Source organism: Acinetobacter sp. CAU_H_S170_2 (assembly GCF_058890445.1).
In genome coordinates this window covers 1,765,850-1,783,764 of record NZ_JBZYAE010000001.1, presented here as the reverse complement: position 1 = coordinate 1,783,764, position 17,915 = coordinate 1,765,850, and the positions used below count along the sequence as shown (strand labels likewise).

Here is a 17,915-nt window from a genome sequence, read left to right as displayed (position 1 = left end):
TTATTGATGGTGTTTAACCAAGAAGATAAACGACAGCGTGAATTAAACTTGGGCCAAACAGCACCATGAAAATACCTGCCAAAACCATACTGAGACAGGCCGCGACACCTTCTTCTTTATGACGTCTGAACGCAGTACTGGTACCAAAACCATGTGCGGCACTACCTAATGACGCACCTTGAGCAAATTTAGAATCCAATTTTAGAACAAGTAATACGGTGTTGGCCAAGAGTCCACCAACGATCCCCGTAATCACAGTGAATAAAATCACCAGCTCGACTGAGCCTCCGACGGCTTGAGTGACCTCCATGGCAAAAGGGGTAGAGATAGAGCGGCTCATCAAACTATAACTGGTTGCAGCATCGAAATGGAATAAACGTGCCAAGTAAAAAGAGCTGACTACACCAACCAACATACCCACGATTATGCCTAAAGCAATTGAAAAAGCATGCTGTTGAATGACTTTGCGATATTCATAAATCGGAATGGCAAACGCGACCGTTGCAGGGCCTAACATCCAGACTAACCATTTGCTGTAGTACATATAGTTGTCATACTGAATGTTGAAAAACACTAGACACAAAATAATCAGACAGGGAATAAAAATCGCTGGTGAGAGCAATACATACGGGTGTTTCTGATAAAACTTTTTACCCCAAAGATAGGCCAGTACCGTTCCGATAAAACAGATCAAGGCAACGAAATGAATATGCATGATCGTTCCTTAAATTTGACTTTTCAGCTGATGTGACTGCTTGGACTTTTTTTGAAACTTGGCTTCAAGCTTAAAGCCCAAGAAAACACAGTAGGCAGTGCAGGTCATCACGCAAATGGTCCCAAGGACAATAGATAAAACCAGTTGCCAACCTTGGGTAAGAAAAAGATGTTTATATTTGATTAAGCCAATAATACAAGGAATAAAAAACAACAACAGTTCAGCTAAAAGTAAATCCGAACCCGACTTAACCCAGTCCAGCTTAAATAGACCCGCTAACAGAGAAATAAGTAAAAGCGTTAGACCCACGACCCCACCTGATATCGGTAAAGACAGGGCGACTTGTATCAGCGTTCCGATATACCAAATCCCAATCAGCAAAGCTACTTGAAGAGTAGAACGATAAGGCAATTTGAACGAAAGCATTGGAAGACCACAGGGTATAAGTTGTTGGTGTTATTTTAAGTTTGACCTGATCTTGTAATTATGAATAATAAAATAATAATTATGCTTAATTGGAATAATTTTGGATTTTAAAGCGCTAAAAATATTTGTGCAGCTGGTGAAAAGTCACAGTTTTAGTCTTGCTGCGGAGGAACTATCTGTGACTCAACCCACTATTAGTAAATCTTTAAAACAATTAGAAGACGAGATAGGACTGCCTCTATTTCATAAAGGTGAAGCAGGGCGCAAGCGAGAAGTCAAACTGACCTATATGGGAGAACAAGTTTATCTACATGCCGTGCAGATTTTGCAGCAGGAGCAACAGATCTTTGAAGCAGCAGATCAAATTCGTGGGTTGAAACAAGGTGTGCTGAGATTGGGGTTGCCACCTTTAGGCTCAGTATTGTTGAGTTCCTTAATTGTTAAATTTCACAAATTGTATCCCAACATTGAGTTGAACTTTTTAGAAGTCGGTGCAACAGGCATTGAAGAAGCCATTTTGGCCAAAAAAATTGACGTTGGGATTTTATTGGGCGAGTTAAAACCCAGCATTCAAGGCATTCAAATTATCGATTCACCGTTGTGTTTGCTTTCCAACTACGATTCACAGTGGAGAAAGCGCGATGTGGTACAGTTTGCTGAACTTAAAGAAGAGTCATTTTTACTGTATGCAGACACCTTTACTTTAAACCATGTGATTCTAGATGCGGCGATGGCGGCTGGTTTTGAACCCAAAGTGTTATGCAAAAGTAGCCAGTGGGACTTTATTGCCAAAATGGTCGAGTCAGGTGTCGGTATTGCTTTATTGCCGCAAATTTATTGTGAGCAGTTAGATCGCGCAAAATTCAGCGTCAGTCTAGTGGAACAACCAAGCTTGCGGTGGAACTTAAATATGGCATGGAATTCAACCGTGGTGATGAATCCTGCAACACGTGCATGGTTATCGATCATTGATGAATATAAAGATCAAATTCATTTTTAGATATTTCATCTTCAAACACGCTTTATTAAAAAATGATCACTTTGATTACGTTCTGATTACCTAAGATTACCTTATGCTTACAAAAAAATGCCTAAATGCCAATTTATTGATCAATAATTAAACAAAAATGTTTCATAAAATCAGATCAAAGTCTCTGTGCCCGATTTTTGTATAGTCTAAGTGCAAACATAAAAACGGAGGCTAAATGTTTAAATTTAAGAATGATATTGTGCACGGTGCGCTTTTTGACATGGATGGAACAATGTTTGATACCGAACGTTTACGGTTTCAAACCTTGAAACAGGCATCCAAAGAGCTAATTGGGGTCGAGTTTTCAGATGCCTACCTTATGGCATGTTTAGGCTTAAGCGCTCGAAGTGCGGAAGCCTTGGCGCAAAAGCAATATGGACAGGAAGTTCCCTATGCAGAGATTCGTAAGCGAGCAGATGAATTAGAATTAGAAACAGTGCGCCAATATGGTGTGCCGATTAAAAAAGGTTTGGTACAAGTTCTAGAACGCTTACGTAAAGCAGGATTACGTATGGCCGTGGCGACTTCTAGCCGAAGAGCGATTGCTGAAGAGTATTTAATCAATGCCAATGTTTATAAGTTTTTTGATGTTTTGGTCTGTGGTGATGAGGTTGAAAAGGGGAAACCACATCCTGAAATTTTTTTAAGTGCAGCGCAAAAACTGAACCTCGAACCTGCGCAGTGTTTCATGTTTGAAGACTCTGAAAATGGTATCCGCTCGGCACATGATGCTGGGGGCATCTGTGTACTGTTTAAAGATATTAAAGAACCCAATGCAAGCATGTTGGCACATGCCAATTATTATTTTGAAAATATGTATGACTATCTAACAGAATTAGATATCTACAGCTCACATCTGGAAATGCCTAATTTACAAGAAAGCTTTCCTCAAACTTTAAATCAACTAACTGTGGGGATTCATGGGTTTGGTGCCATTGGCGGAGGCTATATTGCACAAATCCTGTCGCATTGGGATGGCTATACGCGTCCTAAAAAAATCTATGCGTCTACACGTAACAGTTTATACCGTTCAGCCGTAAATGCTTTTGGCGCATATTGCATACGTTATGGGCAAGTGTCTTATGATGAGCGTATTGAAAATATGCATATTATTGATGCTGAAGACTTACAGCAGATGCATGCCATGTACGTCGAGTCGAGTTTAATTGCGATTTGTTTAGCTGAAAATGCATTAGCCAGTGAAGCTGCAACCATTGCACAGGGCCTCTATGCACGCTATCTGGCGCAAGATGAGCAAGTTCAAACTCCACTGACGCTGTTAATTATCTTAAATAAAATTGGTGCCAAGCAGTTGGTTCTAGAGCAGGTACGTAAAGCCTTGGTAGAATTAACAGACCATGCTGTTGCTGATTTTATTTTAGAGCAGCACTATTTCTGCGATACGGTTGTGAACCGTATGGTATCTAAGCTGAGCGATAAAAATCTATATCGTCAACTGTGCATTAAATACAATATTTTTAAGCAATATCAACTTGATGACGAGAGTAATCAAATTGAAGTTGAAGATGTCAGTAAACTCAGCGTAGATCAAGAACGCCGTGCCAGTGAATATGTAGAAGATTTAAGACAAAATTTCCAACCGAGTCATATTTTACAGCATATGGATTTAATTCTTTTCAATGCTGAAATGGATATGCCAATCTATGTGGAAAACAAAAGTCCCTTACTCAGTAAAATGCGTCAAATGATCTTGGTAGATCAAATTTCAGATATTCAACTTATTAAAAACCGCTTATGGAATGGCGTACATGCCATGACTGCGTGGTATGCCAGCCTACTCGGGCATCAGACCATTGGTGTAGCGATGGGCGATCCGCGAGTGCAGTATTATGTTGAAAAACTGCTTGCAGAAGTGACGCAAGGTCTGGCGCACTATCTGCCAAAACGCAAAAATGATTTAACGCGTTTAGCCCGAAGTTTTGATCAATCTTGCCAGTATGCCTATAAAGACCCATGTAGTCGGGTTGGGCGTGATCCACTGCGTAAGTTGAGTGCATTTGAACGTGTATTTTCATCGGTCGCGTACAATGTTTCAAACGGATTTTCTTTTGAAGCGCTATTAAGTGGTGCGATTTTTGGCTATCTGTATTTGATGGAAGAAGAGAGCCAGCCTGTGGATGTATTGTTAGGGCATCTGAAGCAGCAACTTCAACAGATGAACCTGTCAAAAGCACACAAAAAGGCGCTGTATTATGTCATTCAAAAACGTCTCAATGAATATCAAAAAGGTGAGCTGGGAATGGAAGACTTTATGATCCATGACCAACCTCAAAAGGCTGAAATGAGCTGTGCTTAAGTCTTCATGACGTTCAGATGTCTTTGAGCCGACTAAAATGTGAAAACAACATAAGAAAAGCTGGGTAAAAAGGGCTTTTCTTATGGTCTTAAATCTTTTAACGTTAGACCTAAGAGAGACTTGGTTTTTTACAATGAAATGGGATGAGATCGGAGAACAACCGTGTTCAATTGCACGAACGCTGTCGGTGATTGGCGATCGGTGGACGATGTTGATTTTACGAAATGCATTCTTGGGTGCACGCCGTTTTGAAAGTTTTCAACAAAATTTGGGTGTCACTCGTCATGTGCTTTCTGAGCGTTTAAAGCGTTTGGTTGAACATGATATTTTGGAGAAAAGACCCTATACAGATCGTCAAGAGCGCTTTGAATATTGTTTGACTGAAAAAGGTTTGGCTTTATACCCTGTGCTGATGTCCATGGCAACATGGGCCGATCAATGGATGGACGAGGGCTTAGGTCGTCCCGTGCAATTTATCCATAAAACCTGCGGGCATAGCATTCAGCCATATTTGGTTTGTAACGAATGTGGTGATGCCATACATTCCAAAGACATCAAAGCGATACCGACACAGGTTTATGTCGATGCTTTAGCTGCTCAATCAGACGTTAAACAAGCTTAAGTTTATAAACAGTTTGCAGGTTTTGGCACGCCTGCCAAACGACTCAGATGGCGCGCTACAAGCCCAGTATTAAACTTTTCTTGCAGTATGGCATTATTGATGTCTGCACTGACTGTTTTCATTAAAAACTTAATCAGCGGACGTGTTGCAGGTGAGTGTCCAAACTGTTGGTAAAACTGACGCACTGCCATGAGGATTTCAAAGTGCCAATCAGTCAATTCAAGCTCTAAAGATTTTGCTAGCTCTTTTGCAACCTCTTGATTCCAAATGGTGTAATCAACCAAATGACCATCTTGGTCTAATTCTAAATTCATCTAAACACTCAAAATTATTTTAAATTGATACAACGACTATGGCTTAAGCATAGCTCAGCAAACCGAACATAGCTGATGGTTTCTAGGTTACTCGAATGGATAGCAGCAATATTTTCAGCATCCTGTTCAAGCACAAATACACAAGCTAGCTGCTGAATAAAAGTATGTTGTATATACAGGGCTGCATCACCCATTAAAACCACATCATCCCCTGATTGATAGAGGTTTTGTAATTTACTCAGCACTTGTTCCGTCGCGGAAAATGGAGACTGCACGAGATAAAGTGTTTTGCTCATAATTGTTTCCTTACCAATACAATACATGGTCAAACTGCTGTATTAAATTGGCATTGAGTTCAACACATTCTATTTCTTGCTCGGTTTGTTGAACAAAAGCAGAAGCTTGATTCTTGGTTTCAATCCAAATTGGGCTTAAGTCATAAAACTCAAAGCTATCAACCATGTTTGAAGCCAGTTTAAAAGCATGTTTTAAGGGTTCAAATGATTGAGCATTGTTTAATAAGCTGAGTGCAGCATCTTGTAATAAGACTTTGACTTCACAGCCAAAAGTTGCAAGAACCATGGTTGCAGACAGGCTTTCATGCACTTGCAAAGAGTTCAAATTGGCTTGGGTTAAAATAACCAGTACAGATTTCACACAATATACCTTTTAAAAGCAACAAATTCTTGAAAACTTAGCACTTAGAATTGAATTAAGCGCTCTGCAGATTGAACGGCATCGGCCAGTTCCCCTAGGCCTACCAAGTCAAAACCTGTAGCAAGATTATGCTGTGCTAACTGATGACGCTGTGCATTTTCGGCATCGGTAATTCCTCGGGCCAAAGCTGCACTTACACAAACGGGTAGGCGAATTGCGAGTTTTTGCCACTCAGAACATAGATTCCGTTGGTCGTCAGGTACCCATTGCAGGGCATTGGCAACTTGAACAGCATCTTGGTAGAAAAACACTCGAAAGGGTTCATTTTTCCCATGCAGTGCTTGCGCTAAACCTAGAGCATGCCATGCATGAATTGAACTCGGTGCGGAGGTAATTAGTAATAAAGTACTCATCAAACTTCACTAGAGGAATGTCCAAATCTTGCTTGGTACATTCGGACTTCATAATAAAAAGGTAGTATACAATGATTTTAGGTGGTATCTATAAAATTTCGCATCGAATATTAAAAATATACTAAAAATAAGTATTTAAAAACAATGTGTTATTGAATTGATTTAAATATCAAAGAACAAAAATCCATTTTTTATCTGCACAAAATACCCCGTATTTTCTTTCCTTTTGCTACATTCTCGATAGAATAAAAGGCAATCTGCACCAAATCTGCACCAAGAAAAATGAAGCTTCCGAAACCAATACAACGTGGGTCAACTTGGCGTATCACTGTTACTTTTGACAAGCAGCGATACTCAGTGACTAGAGATACAGCAAAAGAGTGCGAGCACTGGGCATCAATCAAGCTGCTAGAGCTTAAAACAGGTAAGGCTGATTTAGAACAAGGAATAAAGCCAGCATACCCATTTCGTCAATTATGCGATAAGTACTATCAAGAGCATGGCAGACACATGCGATCTGCTAGAACAATTATGCTCAAGATTAAAAACCTCGATCGCATTGCACCTAATGTTGCTGATAAGTCTATTTACGATTTTAAACCCAGCGATATTGTTGAGTGGCGAAATAAACGGAAAAAAGAAGTCAAAGTCTCAACTTTAAGAAATGAGCATGCTATCTATTCGGCTGTTTTCACTTATGCCTTGAAAGAGCTTTTTTTAATTGAGTCGAATGTTTGGCAAACTGTGCCGATGCCAAGTAAGGAAAAATCACGAAATCAACGGATTATGCCTGAACAGCAAGAAGTATTGCTTAAAGCGCTGGATTGGGATGGTGCATCCACACCTGAGAAGTCAAAGCACTATGTGGCATGGGCATTTCTATTTGCTCTTGAAACAGCAATGCGACAAGGTGAAATACTGGCAATGCGCAGATCAGACTTGAGAGATGGTTTTGTGCATCTACCAATGACTAAAAATGGCGAGTCTCGAAACGTACCGTTATCGAAAGAAGCAAAGCGTCTGCTTTCATTATTACCTTTGGATAGCAATGTTCTGGTACCAATCGACAAAGATATATGTTGTGCAACGTGGGTGAGAGCTAAAAAAAGAGCGAATCTACCTCACATCAATTTTCACGATTCACGACATGAAGCAATCACAAGAATGGTTAAGGTTCGGAAATTACCAGTTGAGGTTTTAGCAAAGATCACCGGGCATAAGACAATTGGGATATTAATTAACACTTACTACAATCCAGACGCTCAGGATCTAGTTGAAATGTTCAATGACAGTGAGAGCTAATTAGCTCTCGGTCTGCCTCTTTTATTTTTTGTTGTGAGTATGCCGTGCGCTAGGCGAGGGTTATACAAGCATTTGCCTTGTGTGCCTTGATTAATAGATGCAAGGCGCTCACGAATGGTTGTCGTTGATAGATTATACTTTTCCGCTAATTTCGCAGCAGATACTAATTCCATCTCAACTTCTTTCAGTTCTTTGACAATGCCACCACCAATGTTCTGTCCAAGCATGACTTGTGGTGGAGAGTCAGCCTCAACCGTGATTGTATATTTTGATAATCCCATCACTTCACCTCCAATCTTTTACCTGCTTTTATTTCTGCATCGGTTGCGTGTCTGAATTGAGATTTAACAAAACCACCATAAATCTTTCCAAAGAACCATAAAGCCTTATCATTTGAGGCAGATACAATGTTTAATTCATCCGAATACTTAATATCTTTATTTACTACATAGTCATTTCTTTCAAAAATATTGTGCTGGCGGCGGTATTCGAGAAGTGTTTTAGCTAGAATACCCCCATCATAATCACTCTTAATCATAGCCATGCGAAGTATTCTTTTAGCTTCATCATACCCGCCCAACTGCTCAATTAGATTCATGAAACCTCTCCCAAAGCCTTTACCACGCCAATCGGCAACCCAAACACATCCCGAAAAGCCTTATCAAATTCACCACTTTTAATAAATTCGTCTATGCAGTTTTTCGGCTTCTCATGTGCTGTAATATAACTTGCCAGTACGTTATAGATAGCGTCATAGTTTTTATCAGTAATAGGGAACTTTAAGCCCTTATTGCTGATTACATGAACTCGCGCCTCAACCGCTAACGTATTAATACAATTGCTATGCAAATGGTGAGATTCAGACAAGACCTCACCCAATGCAACAGTCTGATCGAAATCAAGAGACATGGTAAAAGGCTTGTCCTTGTGCAACTCACCAATGATGAAGTTAGCCACAGTAATGTTTGTTTGTTGAATTTCAGTCATTGGCTTCATCCTTAATCGATTGCAATGTGTAGGCCCTAGGGAGATATTCTTCAGCACTGTGGCCTAGGCCGAAATCCCACTCGATATCTATAGTTTCAGGCTCTACCTCAAAGTCCCCATTATTAATCTTGGTGACAGCTTCTTCGTAGCTTGATGCTCTTACACTAAAAGTCTCACGACCGGAAACCGGTACATCAAAGTGATATATTTTTTCAGTCATTGACTGGCTCCCGTGCTTCGATCATGGCTTTGTAGATAAACTCATTACGAGTGTTATGGCTCATTTCCTGAATTTCACCATCATAATCCCATGTCGCATCGATCATTTTTGGTGTTGGCTCTTTCGGCACCAAAACAAACCCTTCCGGCACCGCTTGGGTTTTGGCTGCTGCAAAACCCATAAACATGTGATCTAGAGTTTGAATTGCATAAACATCACCAAGTTCAGCATCTTCAACCACTCTTGGATTTTCAACCTTTGCCCAGTTCCAAAATTCCTGTTTAATTTTTTCTTTCTGAATTTCCATCACACTCTCCTGAGCAAACATCTGCGCAAAACCCTGATTTATGGTTGAAATTGCGCAAATAATTGCTCGAAATATTTATTTATCGCGCTTTAAGTATTGCGAATACCTATCACGCCACCCCATATCTATGCGCTACGTCATAACAACGCTGAATCTGCGGTTTAAACCGTTCCTTGTAGCAAGCCTTGCAGTTGGCATCTAAACAAGGCGAACCATCTTTTTTCTTGCGACCAGTGCCAAAGAAAAATTGCTTTGTTGCAGGGTAGTAGTCACCACAGGTAATGCACTGCTTTTCAGTACCAAGCTCTGTTTCGATGTACTTAGCCATCACGCCACCTCAATTGCTTTACGTAGGTAAGGATCTAAGTCATCTTGACGTAGTAACCAAGTTACATAACTTGGATCAAGGTCTTTAATGGCAGCACCTTTATGCTTTCCAAAAGTTATGTACTTCGGTATACGGGCACTTTCTGACATGATGAAAAGTGAATTCATGTCTTTAATGCCTAGCTGCTCTACTAATGTTTTTAGAATTACACCAGTGAAATAGATGTCTGCTTTAGCGTTGTGGGCATGTCGAAGGTGTTTACGTGCAAGCTCCAAATCATCCATAACGTGGTAGTACATTGCGCTTAATGTGTGTGGCAATTCAGGCCATACCATGCGACATAAAGCCAATGTGCAAATTCCTTTGACAGTGAAGTCTGGCTGGCATTTCTGAATAGCCTTAATGTCATAATCAATATTGTGACCAATCAGATATTGAACACCTTGAGGCATCTTGAATGTGTCAAAGCTTGGCTTTTCAGCAATATCAGTTTCAAGAATGTGGTGCGTTGCTAAAGCACCCAGAGCGATAGGCTCAGGGCATGAGAAGTACTCATCAAAAACTTCCCCTTGGTTGATTACCAACACCCCTTGCTCAAAAGAGCAAGGTGCGTAAGCAATCTCAATTGGGTAACCATTCAAGTCGTGAGTTTCAGTGTCTAAAATCAATGCATTCATAGCCAATTAACCTCAGTACGGAAAATCATCTTGCTGGTTGGCACCTAACACTGGTGGCACATCATCGTAATAACCATCAAACCCTCCTTGGTTGTAACCATTGTTCTGGTTAAAACCCTGGTTACTTCCACCATAACCACCACCATTATTTTGTTGGTAGCCACCACCATTGTTGTTTTTAGGCTTACGTGTCGTGATAGGGTTAGACATAAGCGAAGCAAGTGATTTTGGTAGTGCTTCAGGTGTAGTTTTACGTTCAATAATTTCCTTGGCCATCAACTCACTTTGAGCGTGAAAACAAGAGAAGAAATTCATCTGGTGTTTCCATTCACCGTTGTCATTTTGGTAGTTTTCACGCTGCAGAAGAAAACCAATACGCTGGTTAGCCACTTCAGGGGCTACTACACAATTTTTAGTAATACGCTCTTTAGCGTCAAAGTCATATTTCTCTAAAGGTGCATTTGTTGGTGTTAGACCACGAGCACCAACACAAGCAAGCAGTGCATTAATTTTGTGAACTCCACCCAATGGAGTACCGTCTTTTTTCTCGGTCCAAATAGAAAATGAAGCAGATTCTTTATTGTCTGTTTCAAATTCAATTTCAAAACCAGTTGTACCTGATTTCGCTGTGATAAATTCCATATGCTTAATCACACCAACATATTTACCAGCTTCTTCAATACGTAGACTGCTATCTGCTTGCTTTGCTGAGTCAGGGTTAAAGCCAAATTGTTTGTATTGCTGATTCATGAAAATTACTCCAAGTTTAAATTTAGGTTATTAAGCAGATTGGTCTTGTGTTTGAATTTGAGGGTTTGGGATGCCATAGAATTCGCAAATCGCCACATCCACATGGTTTAAATCGTTTTCAATATGGTCAGTTTCAAACAAGCCATCAGGGGACTTAACAGTCGAATTGCCATTGTTTTTAGTCTGGAATACGTATTGACCGTTAATCACCGCAGTCTGAAGGCAAGTGGTTACCATGCCCTCAAGAGTGATTTTCTCGTCTAGCATTTTCCCAATAGTTTTGATCTTGGTTTTACCCTGAGCGTCTTCTTCGGTATGACTTAAAAGGTATACGCGCTTATGGTCATGGGCATTAATTGCTGCGTTGAACACATCCCATGCATTGCGGCCGATCTCGGTGAACTTATCAAAGCTCTTTTCAGAACTGCGACGCATGAACTCATTCGCCATAACATACTGAAAGTCATCAATAATAATGATTGGGCGCTTAGATCCATTAATTACATTAATGATGAATTGAGGGTTATCAGAGACCAAAATTGAACCCTGCTTGTTTTCAGGTGTGATGTATTTCCAATTAGGCGAACGAAACGGCAATGGCTTTTTGATTACCTGAATTAACAACACATTTCGCGGGTCCAAGTTTCTTAGGCTTGTAGATTTGCCAGTACCAGACTGGCCAAGGATTAAAGTTGCAATACTCATTATTCATTACTCACTATTCATTATTTAAAGGGGAGGATTGGTTGCTATCGAGCACCAACCCAACCTGCGCGACGCTTGTACTCACGCCGTTCACGAAGTGGAATATGTGTGCGTTGTAGGGCGATTGCTAAGTTCTTCTTACGCTGGAAAGCTCGTTCACGTTCAAAGTTTTCACGGATCCAAGGCTTGGCTGCATGAACCTCAAGCGTGATTTGCAGTTCGGTACCATCCTTGTTGACCACATAAATATGGCGACCTTTTTCAAAGTAGGTTGAATGGCCTAGACGCATACGAATGTTGCCTTCGTCATCTTGGCTGATGAACTCAGAAAACTTTTGAGTAGAAGTAGTCATTAGCCTGCCTCCACTAAACGATGTTTTTCGATATAGCCTTTGATGAGGGCATTGAAGTTCTGATGGTCGATGTGGTTTGTGAAGTCGTTGTATGGATTGCCTAGAGCATCTGAAACGGTCACTTCATCAAGGCTGGTTACGTCTACTGCAGTGAATTCACTACCTGGTACGCCGTAGCTGTCTTCAAATGCTTCAACTTCAAAACGTGCAGTAACGCGGAAACCATCTAAACGAATAATTGCTTCGCCGTGGTTTTCACCAGTCATACGTAATGCAAGGAGTTGATATTCGGAAGGGGCTACGTTGGCAACGATAGGTTGAGCAGCTTGCGGTGAGGTCTTAAACCCACAGCTAAGCACGCCTATTGTTACAGCAGCTACACCAAGTGATATCTTGATGGTATTGAAAGGGGTTAAGGTTTTGTTCATAATTGATCTCGCAGTTTCTGTAAAAGCACACATGATTTGACGGTCGGTGTGCTTTTTTAATGTCTGTGAGATATAATTTAGTATTTACTAAATAATTAGTCAATAGATTTGCTAAATAAAATTAGTGAAATATTTAGTGAATGGTAAGATGGACAAAAGAAAACCCACACGAGGTGGGCTAGTTGAGCCTTAGAAGACTACTTTTGACATTGGATATTAAATTTATCTTTGTAGTAATCCAACGCGATTGCTAAATCACGATCCAGCTTGTCTCGTGTATAGTCATTTGGTGAAAGCTTGAGTAGAGCAGGGGCATATAGCTGAATGTACACATTTGGGTAATCAACACATAAGATCTGTCTTCTTACTTCAAGTGATGTGTTTGGGCTTTCTAGTTGGTCTAAAAATTTTCCGATCTTGATATCTGCTTCTTCAAATTGCTTGATGGTTACAGGATCGTGTTTTACCTTTGCAGGATCGGACGAGTCTGGTTGTTTTTGACAGCCTGCCATAGAAACTGCTAAGAAAACAGAAGCAAGTATTATTCTTTTCATATTGAATGACTTATTGTTATGTGAAGTTAGATTATAGAGAAATATAGTGAAAAGAAAACCCCGCGTATGCGAGGTTAGATAAGCCGTGCTTTGTTATTACAGGTCATCCTTCGATATGACCTTGGGTTCATGATAACAAAGGTATGTTGCAGAAAAGAGAAACCGACCGCTGGGGTGGGGTGGCTAGGTTGTGAAAATTTATCGTCAAACACGATAATAAATCATCCAATAGCATTGATTAAATTTTTTAAAAACAATATCTTGTGTTGTCCTTGATAATGCTAGAAGAACTTATGCTCTCTGACGGAAATAGTAGTACATATAATAACGATTTCTATATTTTAGTTACTCTTATTTTTCTACCATTTTTTGTATTTTTGGATGGTCTTACACTGAGCTTATTTAATTTTTTTAGTGCAATTTTGCTGGCATCATGTCTTATCTGTTATTACTTCTTAGCATTTAGATATAATAAAATATATTGGTTAAAGATTTTTTTACTTATTATTTTTTTATCAATATATTTATTCTATTTTTTATTTTTCTTCTCATTTCTATACAATAAAAACAATAAATGGTCAGATGTAAGTGTTGATAATTTTAAAAAGCCATTAATTGTATGGATAGAAGACAAGTTGAAAGAATTAAAAGAGGATAAAAATTTACAAGCAAATGATATCAAAGTTGATATTACTGAGAAGAAGGAACAGATTGAATATGTAGAGGATGACTATTATGAAGAAGACTATGACGAAGTTGTTGAATATGAGGATGATGAGTCTTACTCTGATGAGTCATATCACTATTCTTCCTCAAATTCTGGTTACCATTCAGTAGAAGGATATACGCGCAGTGATGGAACGGAAGTAGGTGGTTATGTGAGAGGTAACCCTGATGGTATTGAAGAAAACAATATAGAATATATGCGTGATCACGGTGATCAAAATGGATTAGAACAAGCATATTCATTTTTAGATTAAATTTGAAAAATGGCAAAAAACCCACCGCTGGGGTGGGTAAAATACGGTTTTTTAATTTATTAGTTATCAACTAAGCCTTTATAGCCAAGATAATTGACACCAACCAACGTAAGGATTAATAACTGAAAAATAAAGAATAAAGAAAATAAGCTAACCAAAAAATACAAAACAATGCTAAATGTGTTAGAGCATGAAAAAACTATAAAACTTGAATCTTTGTTGAGAGCAAATAGAAATTTCAAAAGAGCTAAACTTAAAGCAAGTAGCAAGCTTACACTTGATAGATATGCGAAAAGCATTGTCAAAAACACTCGTCGAGTTAGTTTTTGTTTGAACTTTTCAGATCTATCAGGTTCAATCTTCTCTATATATGGAGCATTTTTTTCATTTATGAGCCTGTCGATTGCTTTTTTGTTGATTGCTGCTATTGCCGAAAGTGAGGCGATATAAAAACCAGGAAGAATTGCTAGTAATGTGAATAAGTCACCAAAACGCTCACTAAGAAAGTAATTGCCATTCTTTAAGTTAAATGCTGCCCATGTAGCAACAATGCTAAAAACAATTGACAGTAATAAAGGGGCTATTAATACTGCACCATAATGAGCATTATCAGGGTATTTGATTTTAAGGAAATCAAATACTTTAAATGCTTGATTTAGCATAAGATCTCCTTTTTCTTTTATGAGTTAGAAACCTGAAATCATCATATCATAACATTGATCTATTGCTTTTGGATTGGTGGATTCTAGCCTTTTAATAGTTTCGATATCCCTGTCTTCCCAATTTAAATAAATCCTCTTTGTCAGCCCGCTAGTAACATCATCTAGATACTCATATTTAGTTTCCCCTTTATTGTGAGGGTTCTTAAGCATTAAGTAGATCTTGGGGGTAGAATCAAAATCTTTTTTATTCTTTTTCAATAATTCGCTAACAAACTTAGTAAAACCGGTAGAGGAAACTTTACCCATAAATGCTGTCTTATCATCAATAGTAAATGATAGATTTTTAACTTTCTTGCCAAGAACATTATGCTCATCGAAATTTTCACTTACTTCAGCCTTTTCAACAAATTCAATCTCTTTAAGAAGTCCTTTGTTGACAGCTTCAATAATACTGCTAGTTGTAACAGCGGAAATTTCAATATAAGGCTTACATTGAATATTCGATTCAGTCATAGGATCATTAACAATCCAATAAGCTTGTTCTTGTGTAAGGGTGAGTAATTCTATGAAAATTGATTTTAGATAATTAAGATGCATTCCCTGAACAGACTGTACACATAGATTAGCTTTGTTTTTGTCAGTAACATCAGTCTTTACAATAATATGCAGAAGAGTTCTTACACCATGCTCTTCTGGGATGACTTGAGCTAAAACACTGTTTTGAAGATTTTCAACAATACGAGGGTCAGCCTCTCGATCGTTAAATGTAAATAATAATTTATAAAAGTTTGTTCCCTTTTCAATTGATACCCATTTTATCCACTTTTTATCATGTTTGTATTTTTTCAATACAACTGAATTATCTTTAAATTTTTGAGGATTTGATCGAAAATATAAGTCTAGTTTTTCACACATTTTGGCCATAGATATTTGACCAAAGAAAAACTGCCCATCTGTTCTTCGAATTCGAGATTTATCAGCTCTTAAATTAAAATAATCAAAACGAATGTTTACTGCCATTTTTTCCTCCCTCCCGATCTACCCTAAAGTCCTGCGTCGGGTTCGCAGTTTAAAAAATCATAGAAACCCAACAAAGAGTAACTACAACAAAGAGTATCCCTAGTTTCATATAGTCAAATTTATTCATCTTAGATTCTTCTTATCAACCTCAAGTCATGCTTGGGGTTTAGAATACTTTCCTAAAAAGTCATCAATCCAACCTTGTGCTGTATCAAGATTGGTTATATCAGCTAGTTTTAGATTAGTCCCTTCCTCTTCATTAAAGCCCTCAATAATCGCCTCAAAGATGTTTACTTCACCAATGACCTCACTTGCTATTTCCGCAGGGTCGTAGCTTTGTTTAGCTTTTTTAAGCGAGGCTATTTGTTTATCAATTCCTGCGCCAATTTTTTCTAATGCCAATTTGAATTCTTGACGATTAATTGTTAGCGCAGTTTTAGATTTATTAAGTGTTCCGATCATTATGCTTTCCTTCTTTAAGGGCTTTTATTACACAAAAAGCTGAATCCGTTTAAATTTCTTATTCATCTCAATTTGGCTTTTATAGAATTTATCTTTATCAATTGCTTCAATAAAATCGTTAAAGGTACTAGCTTCAATAAGTCTATAAATAAATCTCTCACCAGTCCTAAGCACTACAGTTAACAAGAAGTGCTCATAAAGCACATAGTTGATATTGCGCGAATTTACTTCAATTCTTTGCATGTTTAGTATTCTATTTCCTTATATTTATATTCTTCAAAGTGGTTCTAAACCCAAGACTGTGCTTGGGTTTATTCTCTAGTACTTAAATTTTCGATTGTGAGCAACAACAACACCAATAATTGAGATATCTATCTGATTTGAGTTAAGCGTTGGAAAGTCAGGATTTAATGGAACAAGCTCAATAACATCAACACCAAACTCATTGATACCAATAACACGATATTTCTTAAACGTTGTTCTTGCTTCGCCGTGTTTTATCTCTTGAGCAATAACAAGAGCGCCTGGTTTCGCTTCAAGTGAACCATCTACCACAATCTCGTCACCTGGTTGGAATTCAGGAGACATGCTTGTACCTTCAACCTTTAGAGAAAATACACACTCAGGGCGCTGACTCTTATAGGTAGTCCAGCTAGTCCCCAATGGGTTTAAACCGTCGTAACCAACATCATGGAAGAGTCCAGCCTGAACGTAATCAAGCAAAGGAATTGCCTGTAAAGGAGTATCAACGGGGGAGACATTGCTTTCAAACTGACTATTTTTAGCAGCATTCACATTTAAATCATCAGAAGCCACATCTAGCAAACCCTCAACCCAGCCTACTTTCTTTTCAAGATTTCTGGCCGCGCGCTCACCAAAGCTCCCATGACCATTAACAAGCTGAGAGATATGACTGGCATTTAAATCAAAGTGCTCACAGAAAGATGTGTCTGATTTAAAGCCTAACTCTTTATTAGCAGCATCAATAGCTGCGCGCAGGTTTTTGCGTCTTTGTTCAATTTTATCCATGTTTAATATTTCATATAGTTTTTAGTAAAAAGTAAATTCGTAAACACTAAAGATTTGTTGACATGTATGTTAATAAAAATTAGTATTTACTAAATATATTTATTAAGGAGACCTATATGTCTTCCTCCAGTGTTGAAAAACTCAAAACCTACCTATCTGGTCTATCTGTAGAGGGGCGAAAGGATTTTGCAAAGGAGTGTCTGACAACTGTCGGAAACCTTCAGCAAATCATCTACGTAAATAAGAAGTGCGGAGCGCCATTAGCTATCCGCATTGATAAGGCCAGCAAGGGCGAAGTTCCATGTGACTCTCTATGCCCAGAAGCGGACTTCGATTATTTGCGAAACCAAGCATTAACAGTCTAAAGGGGGATTTATGAGCCTTGAAAAGAAATCTACGCATGTCCGTTTGTCTCCTGAAATACATGAGCGAGCTAAAACTCTCGCTGAAATTAAGGGTAAAGACCTTGCTCAGTACCTCGCTTTCTTACTTGAAAAAGAAATCGTGGGTGAGTGGCATGTTCTTAATTTACAAGCAAAATCTTTTGAGCGCTTGGGATTAGCAGCCTTAGTAAGGGACTTGTCAACCGAAGTCAGCTTTCTTGAGGGATCGGAAGGGATTCACGGGAATTCACACAAAGAAAAAGCCTGATCGCAG

30 protein-coding genes are annotated in these 17,915 nt (G+C 38.8%); 7 read left to right on the top strand and 23 right to left on the bottom strand.

Translation table 11 applies throughout. The features are described from left to right. Nucleotides 1-13 precede the first annotated feature (13 nt). Both AC5EUN_RS08775 and AC5EUN_RS08770 read right to left on the bottom strand, forming a co-directional pair. Nucleotides 14-715 (bottom strand): LrgB family protein, encoded by a 702-nt coding sequence (locus AC5EUN_RS08775; protein ID WP_010326618.1) that lies wholly within the window; start codon nucleotides 713-715, stop codon nucleotides 14-16. A 9-nt stretch (nucleotides 716-724) separates the two neighbouring features. Next, nucleotides 725-1,141, bottom strand: coding sequence for a CidA/LrgA family protein (locus tag AC5EUN_RS08770; protein ID WP_010326619.1), 417 nt, complete (start codon nucleotides 1,139-1,141; stop codon nucleotides 725-727). 100 nt (nucleotides 1,142-1,241) lie between these two features. On the opposite strand from AC5EUN_RS08770, the gene AC5EUN_RS08765 reads away from it, so the two are divergent. The 3 genes from AC5EUN_RS08765 (at nucleotide 1,242) to AC5EUN_RS08755 (ending at nucleotide 5,110) form a co-directional block, all read left to right on the top strand. After that, nucleotides 1,242-2,141 (top strand): LysR substrate-binding domain-containing protein, encoded by a 900-nt coding sequence (locus AC5EUN_RS08765; RefSeq protein WP_005399541.1) that lies wholly within the window; start codon nucleotides 1,242-1,244, stop codon nucleotides 2,139-2,141. Between the two features lie 205 nt (nucleotides 2,142-2,346). Further along, nucleotides 2,347-4,488, top strand: a complete 2,142-nt coding sequence (gene mtlD / locus AC5EUN_RS08760; protein ID WP_010326620.1) for a bifunctional mannitol-1-phosphate dehydrogenase/phosphatase — start codon at nucleotides 2,347-2,349, stop codon at nucleotides 4,486-4,488. Between the two features lie 133 nt (nucleotides 4,489-4,621). Further along, nucleotides 4,622-5,110 carry a winged helix-turn-helix transcriptional regulator gene (locus AC5EUN_RS08755; protein WP_010326621.1) on the top strand — a complete coding sequence of 163 codons (489 nt, stop codon included), beginning with the start codon at nucleotides 4,622-4,624 and terminating at the stop codon, nucleotides 5,108-5,110. 2 nt (nucleotides 5,111-5,112) lie between these two features. Here AC5EUN_RS08755 and AC5EUN_RS08750 read toward each other — a convergent pair whose 3' ends face one another. Genes AC5EUN_RS08750 through tusD form a run of 4 tightly spaced genes read right to left on the bottom strand, consistent with a single transcriptional unit; the run spans nucleotide 5,113 to nucleotide 6,494 of the window. Continuing rightward, nucleotides 5,113-5,424: a TusE/DsrC/DsvC family sulfur relay protein gene (locus AC5EUN_RS08750; RefSeq protein WP_004979945.1), complete on the bottom strand. Its 312-nt coding sequence runs from the start codon at nucleotides 5,422-5,424 to the stop codon at nucleotides 5,113-5,115. Between the two features lie 14 nt (nucleotides 5,425-5,438). Next, on the bottom strand, nucleotides 5,439-5,720 hold the full coding sequence (locus tag AC5EUN_RS08745; protein ID WP_010326622.1) for a DsrH/TusB family sulfur metabolism protein: 282 nt from the start codon (nucleotides 5,718-5,720) through the stop codon (nucleotides 5,439-5,441). 10 nt (nucleotides 5,721-5,730) lie between these two features. Beyond that, on the bottom strand, nucleotides 5,731-6,081 hold the full coding sequence (locus tag AC5EUN_RS08740; RefSeq protein ID WP_010326623.1) for a hypothetical protein: 351 nt from the start codon (nucleotides 6,079-6,081) through the stop codon (nucleotides 5,731-5,733). A gap of 44 nt (nucleotides 6,082-6,125) precedes the next feature. Continuing rightward, nucleotides 6,126-6,494, bottom strand: a complete 369-nt coding sequence (tusD, locus tag AC5EUN_RS08735) for a sulfurtransferase complex subunit TusD (protein WP_010326624.1) — start codon at nucleotides 6,492-6,494, stop codon at nucleotides 6,126-6,128. Between the two features lie 282 nt (nucleotides 6,495-6,776). Between tusD and AC5EUN_RS08730 the strand changes: the two genes are divergently transcribed. Next, nucleotides 6,777-7,796, top strand: coding sequence for a tyrosine-type recombinase/integrase (locus AC5EUN_RS08730; RefSeq protein WP_493352288.1), 1,020 nt, complete (start codon nucleotides 6,777-6,779; stop codon nucleotides 7,794-7,796). Here the strand turns inward: AC5EUN_RS08730 and AC5EUN_RS08725 are convergent. The 12 genes from AC5EUN_RS08725 to AC5EUN_RS08670 form a co-directional block, all read right to left on the bottom strand. Beyond that, a complete protein-coding gene (locus tag AC5EUN_RS08725; RefSeq protein WP_063454287.1) occupies nucleotides 7,793-8,077 on the bottom strand; it encodes a helix-turn-helix domain-containing protein in 285 nt (94 codons plus the stop codon). The genes AC5EUN_RS08730 and AC5EUN_RS08725 overlap by 4 nt on opposite strands. Continuing rightward, nucleotides 8,077-8,394 carry a hypothetical protein gene (locus AC5EUN_RS08720; protein ID WP_493352287.1) on the bottom strand — a complete coding sequence of 106 codons (318 nt, stop codon included), beginning with the start codon at nucleotides 8,392-8,394 and terminating at the stop codon, nucleotides 8,077-8,079. The genes AC5EUN_RS08725 and AC5EUN_RS08720 overlap by 1 nt, the downstream gene beginning before the upstream one ends. Next, nucleotides 8,391-8,783 (bottom strand): hypothetical protein, encoded by a 393-nt coding sequence (locus AC5EUN_RS08715; protein ID WP_493352286.1) that lies wholly within the window; start codon nucleotides 8,781-8,783, stop codon nucleotides 8,391-8,393. Before AC5EUN_RS08715 ends, AC5EUN_RS08720 begins: the two co-directional genes overlap by 4 nt. Further along, nucleotides 8,776-9,003, bottom strand: coding sequence for a hypothetical protein (locus AC5EUN_RS08710; protein ID WP_394999279.1), 228 nt, complete (start codon nucleotides 9,001-9,003; stop codon nucleotides 8,776-8,778). Before AC5EUN_RS08710 ends, AC5EUN_RS08715 begins: the two co-directional genes overlap by 8 nt. Further along, the gene (locus tag AC5EUN_RS08705) at nucleotides 8,996-9,310 is read right to left on the bottom strand and encodes a hypothetical protein (RefSeq protein ID WP_394999281.1); all 315 of its coding nucleotides are present in this window, start codon (nucleotides 9,308-9,310) and stop codon (nucleotides 8,996-8,998) included. Before AC5EUN_RS08705 ends, AC5EUN_RS08710 begins: the two co-directional genes overlap by 8 nt. A gap of 109 nt (nucleotides 9,311-9,419) precedes the next feature. After that, entirely contained in the window at nucleotides 9,420-9,638 is a 219-nt protein-coding gene (locus tag AC5EUN_RS08700; protein ID WP_493352285.1) for a hypothetical protein, read from the bottom strand. Continuing rightward, nucleotides 9,638-10,315, bottom strand: coding sequence for a 3'-5' exonuclease (locus tag AC5EUN_RS08695; RefSeq protein WP_279731602.1), 678 nt, complete (start codon nucleotides 10,313-10,315; stop codon nucleotides 9,638-9,640). The genes AC5EUN_RS08700 and AC5EUN_RS08695 overlap by 1 nt, the downstream gene beginning before the upstream one ends. Before the next feature lie 12 nt (nucleotides 10,316-10,327). Next, nucleotides 10,328-11,065: a hypothetical protein gene (locus tag AC5EUN_RS08690; RefSeq protein ID WP_130234750.1), complete on the bottom strand. Its 738-nt coding sequence runs from the start codon at nucleotides 11,063-11,065 to the stop codon at nucleotides 10,328-10,330. A 30-nt stretch (nucleotides 11,066-11,095) separates the two neighbouring features. Continuing rightward, nucleotides 11,096-11,770 (bottom strand): hypothetical protein, encoded by a 675-nt coding sequence (locus tag AC5EUN_RS08685; RefSeq protein WP_058869364.1) that lies wholly within the window; start codon nucleotides 11,768-11,770, stop codon nucleotides 11,096-11,098. 44 nt (nucleotides 11,771-11,814) lie between these two features. Next, nucleotides 11,815-12,123, bottom strand: a complete 309-nt coding sequence (locus tag AC5EUN_RS08680; RefSeq protein ID WP_493352284.1) for a hypothetical protein — start codon at nucleotides 12,121-12,123, stop codon at nucleotides 11,815-11,817. Then, on the bottom strand, nucleotides 12,123-12,551 hold the full coding sequence (locus tag AC5EUN_RS08675; RefSeq protein ID WP_436905124.1) for a hypothetical protein: 429 nt from the start codon (nucleotides 12,549-12,551) through the stop codon (nucleotides 12,123-12,125). Before AC5EUN_RS08675 ends, AC5EUN_RS08680 begins: the two co-directional genes overlap by 1 nt. A 197-nt stretch (nucleotides 12,552-12,748) precedes the next feature. Next, nucleotides 12,749-13,063, bottom strand: coding sequence for a hypothetical protein (locus AC5EUN_RS08670; protein WP_493352283.1), 315 nt, complete (start codon nucleotides 13,061-13,063; stop codon nucleotides 12,749-12,751). Between the two features lie 320 nt (nucleotides 13,064-13,383). Between AC5EUN_RS08670 and AC5EUN_RS08665 the strand changes: the two genes are divergently transcribed. Beyond that, nucleotides 13,384-14,085 (top strand): hypothetical protein, encoded by a 702-nt coding sequence (locus AC5EUN_RS08665; RefSeq protein WP_115736954.1) that lies wholly within the window; start codon nucleotides 13,384-13,386, stop codon nucleotides 14,083-14,085. Nucleotides 14,086-14,144: 59 nt separating this feature from the next. Here the strand turns inward: AC5EUN_RS08665 and AC5EUN_RS08660 are convergent, their stop codons facing one another. The 5 genes from AC5EUN_RS08660 to AC5EUN_RS08640 form a co-directional block, all read right to left on the bottom strand. Further along, nucleotides 14,145-14,747, bottom strand: coding sequence for a hypothetical protein (locus AC5EUN_RS08660; protein WP_436905120.1), 603 nt, complete (start codon nucleotides 14,745-14,747; stop codon nucleotides 14,145-14,147). A 24-nt stretch (nucleotides 14,748-14,771) separates the two neighbouring features. Beyond that, nucleotides 14,772-15,767, bottom strand: coding sequence for a hypothetical protein (locus AC5EUN_RS08655; RefSeq protein ID WP_335997211.1), 996 nt, complete (start codon nucleotides 15,765-15,767; stop codon nucleotides 14,772-14,774). Between the two features lie 153 nt (nucleotides 15,768-15,920). Then, nucleotides 15,921-16,229: a hypothetical protein gene (locus tag AC5EUN_RS08650; protein WP_234966293.1), complete on the bottom strand. Its 309-nt coding sequence runs from the start codon at nucleotides 16,227-16,229 to the stop codon at nucleotides 15,921-15,923. A 27-nt stretch (nucleotides 16,230-16,256) separates the two neighbouring features. Continuing rightward, nucleotides 16,257-16,472 carry a KTSC domain-containing protein gene (locus AC5EUN_RS08645; RefSeq protein WP_234966296.1) on the bottom strand — a complete coding sequence of 72 codons (216 nt, stop codon included), beginning with the start codon at nucleotides 16,470-16,472 and terminating at the stop codon, nucleotides 16,257-16,259. A gap of 75 nt (nucleotides 16,473-16,547) precedes the next feature. Beyond that, complete coding sequence (locus tag AC5EUN_RS08640) at nucleotides 16,548-17,258, bottom strand: LexA family protein (protein WP_131230208.1); 711 nt, start codon at nucleotides 17,256-17,258, stop codon at nucleotides 16,548-16,550. Nucleotides 17,259-17,374: 116 nt separating this feature from the next. Between AC5EUN_RS08640 and AC5EUN_RS08635 the strand changes: the two genes are divergently transcribed. Together AC5EUN_RS08635 and AC5EUN_RS08630 are read left to right on the top strand one after the other, a co-directional pair. Next, the gene (locus AC5EUN_RS08635; protein ID WP_130234756.1) at nucleotides 17,375-17,623 is read left to right on the top strand and encodes a hypothetical protein; all 249 of its coding nucleotides are present in this window, start codon (nucleotides 17,375-17,377) and stop codon (nucleotides 17,621-17,623) included. A 10-nt stretch (nucleotides 17,624-17,633) separates the two neighbouring features. Further along, nucleotides 17,634-17,909, top strand: coding sequence for a hypothetical protein (locus AC5EUN_RS08630; RefSeq protein ID WP_130234757.1), 276 nt, complete (start codon nucleotides 17,634-17,636; stop codon nucleotides 17,907-17,909). Nucleotides 17,910-17,915: the final 6 nt, after the last annotated feature.

Coding starts and splice junctions, on each gene's coding strand:
- AC5EUN_RS08775 (WP_010326618.1), bottom strand. CDS start 715: ATGCATATTCATTTCGTTGCCTTGATCTGTTTTATCGGAACGGTACTG.
- AC5EUN_RS08770 (WP_010326619.1), bottom strand. CDS start 1,141: ATGCTTTCGTTCAAATTGCCTTATCGTTCTACTCTTCAAGTAGCTTTG.
- mtlD (WP_010326620.1), top strand. CDS start 2,347: ATGTTTAAATTTAAGAATGATATTGTGCACGGTGCGCTTTTTGACATG.
- AC5EUN_RS08755 (WP_010326621.1), top strand. CDS start 4,622: ATGAAATGGGATGAGATCGGAGAACAACCGTGTTCAATTGCACGAACG.
- AC5EUN_RS08750 (WP_004979945.1), bottom strand. CDS start 5,424: ATGAATTTAGAATTAGACCAAGATGGTCATTTGGTTGATTACACCATT.
- AC5EUN_RS08745 (WP_010326622.1), bottom strand. CDS start 5,720: ATGAGCAAAACACTTTATCTCGTGCAGTCTCCATTTTCCGCGACGGAA.
- tusD (WP_010326624.1), bottom strand. CDS start 6,494: ATGAGTACTTTATTACTAATTACCTCCGCACCGAGTTCAATTCATGCA.
- AC5EUN_RS08730 (WP_493352288.1), top strand. CDS start 6,777: ATGAAGCTTCCGAAACCAATACAACGTGGGTCAACTTGGCGTATCACT.
- AC5EUN_RS08725 (WP_063454287.1), bottom strand. CDS start 8,077: ATGGGATTATCAAAATATACAATCACGGTTGAGGCTGACTCTCCACCA.
- AC5EUN_RS08720 (WP_493352287.1), bottom strand. CDS start 8,394: ATGAATCTAATTGAGCAGTTGGGCGGGTATGATGAAGCTAAAAGAATA.
- AC5EUN_RS08715 (WP_493352286.1), bottom strand. CDS start 8,783: ATGACTGAAATTCAACAAACAAACATTACTGTGGCTAACTTCATCATT.
- AC5EUN_RS08710 (WP_394999279.1), bottom strand. CDS start 9,003: ATGACTGAAAAAATATATCACTTTGATGTACCGGTTTCCGGTCGTGAG.
- AC5EUN_RS08705 (WP_394999281.1), bottom strand. CDS start 9,310: ATGGAAATTCAGAAAGAAAAAATTAAACAGGAATTTTGGAACTGGGCA.
- AC5EUN_RS08700 (WP_493352285.1), bottom strand. CDS start 9,638: ATGGCTAAGTACATCGAAACAGAGCTTGGTACTGAAAAGCAGTGCATT.
- AC5EUN_RS08695 (WP_279731602.1), bottom strand. CDS start 10,315: ATGAATGCATTGATTTTAGACACTGAAACTCACGACTTGAATGGTTAC.
- AC5EUN_RS08690 (WP_130234750.1), bottom strand. CDS start 11,065: ATGAATCAGCAATACAAACAATTTGGCTTTAACCCTGACTCAGCAAAG.
- AC5EUN_RS08685 (WP_058869364.1), bottom strand. CDS start 11,770: ATGAGTATTGCAACTTTAATCCTTGGCCAGTCTGGTACTGGCAAATCT.
- AC5EUN_RS08680 (WP_493352284.1), bottom strand. CDS start 12,123: ATGACTACTTCTACTCAAAAGTTTTCTGAGTTCATCAGCCAAGATGAC.
- AC5EUN_RS08675 (WP_436905124.1), bottom strand. CDS start 12,551: ATGAACAAAACCTTAACCCCTTTCAATACCATCAAGATATCACTTGGT.
- AC5EUN_RS08670 (WP_493352283.1), bottom strand. CDS start 13,063: ATGGCAGGCTGTCAAAAACAACCAGACTCGTCCGATCCTGCAAAGGTA.
- AC5EUN_RS08665 (WP_115736954.1), top strand. CDS start 13,384: ATGCTAGAAGAACTTATGCTCTCTGACGGAAATAGTAGTACATATAAT.
- AC5EUN_RS08660 (WP_436905120.1), bottom strand. CDS start 14,747: ATGCTAAATCAAGCATTTAAAGTATTTGATTTCCTTAAAATCAAATAC.
- AC5EUN_RS08655 (WP_335997211.1), bottom strand. CDS start 15,767: ATGGCAGTAAACATTCGTTTTGATTATTTTAATTTAAGAGCTGATAAA.
- AC5EUN_RS08650 (WP_234966293.1), bottom strand. CDS start 16,229: ATGATCGGAACACTTAATAAATCTAAAACTGCGCTAACAATTAATCGT.
- AC5EUN_RS08645 (WP_234966296.1), bottom strand. CDS start 16,472: ATGCAAAGAATTGAAGTAAATTCGCGCAATATCAACTATGTGCTTTAT.
- AC5EUN_RS08640 (WP_131230208.1), bottom strand. CDS start 17,258: ATGGATAAAATTGAACAAAGACGCAAAAACCTGCGCGCAGCTATTGAT.
- AC5EUN_RS08635 (WP_130234756.1), top strand. CDS start 17,375: ATGTCTTCCTCCAGTGTTGAAAAACTCAAAACCTACCTATCTGGTCTA.
- AC5EUN_RS08630 (WP_130234757.1), top strand. CDS start 17,634: ATGAGCCTTGAAAAGAAATCTACGCATGTCCGTTTGTCTCCTGAAATA.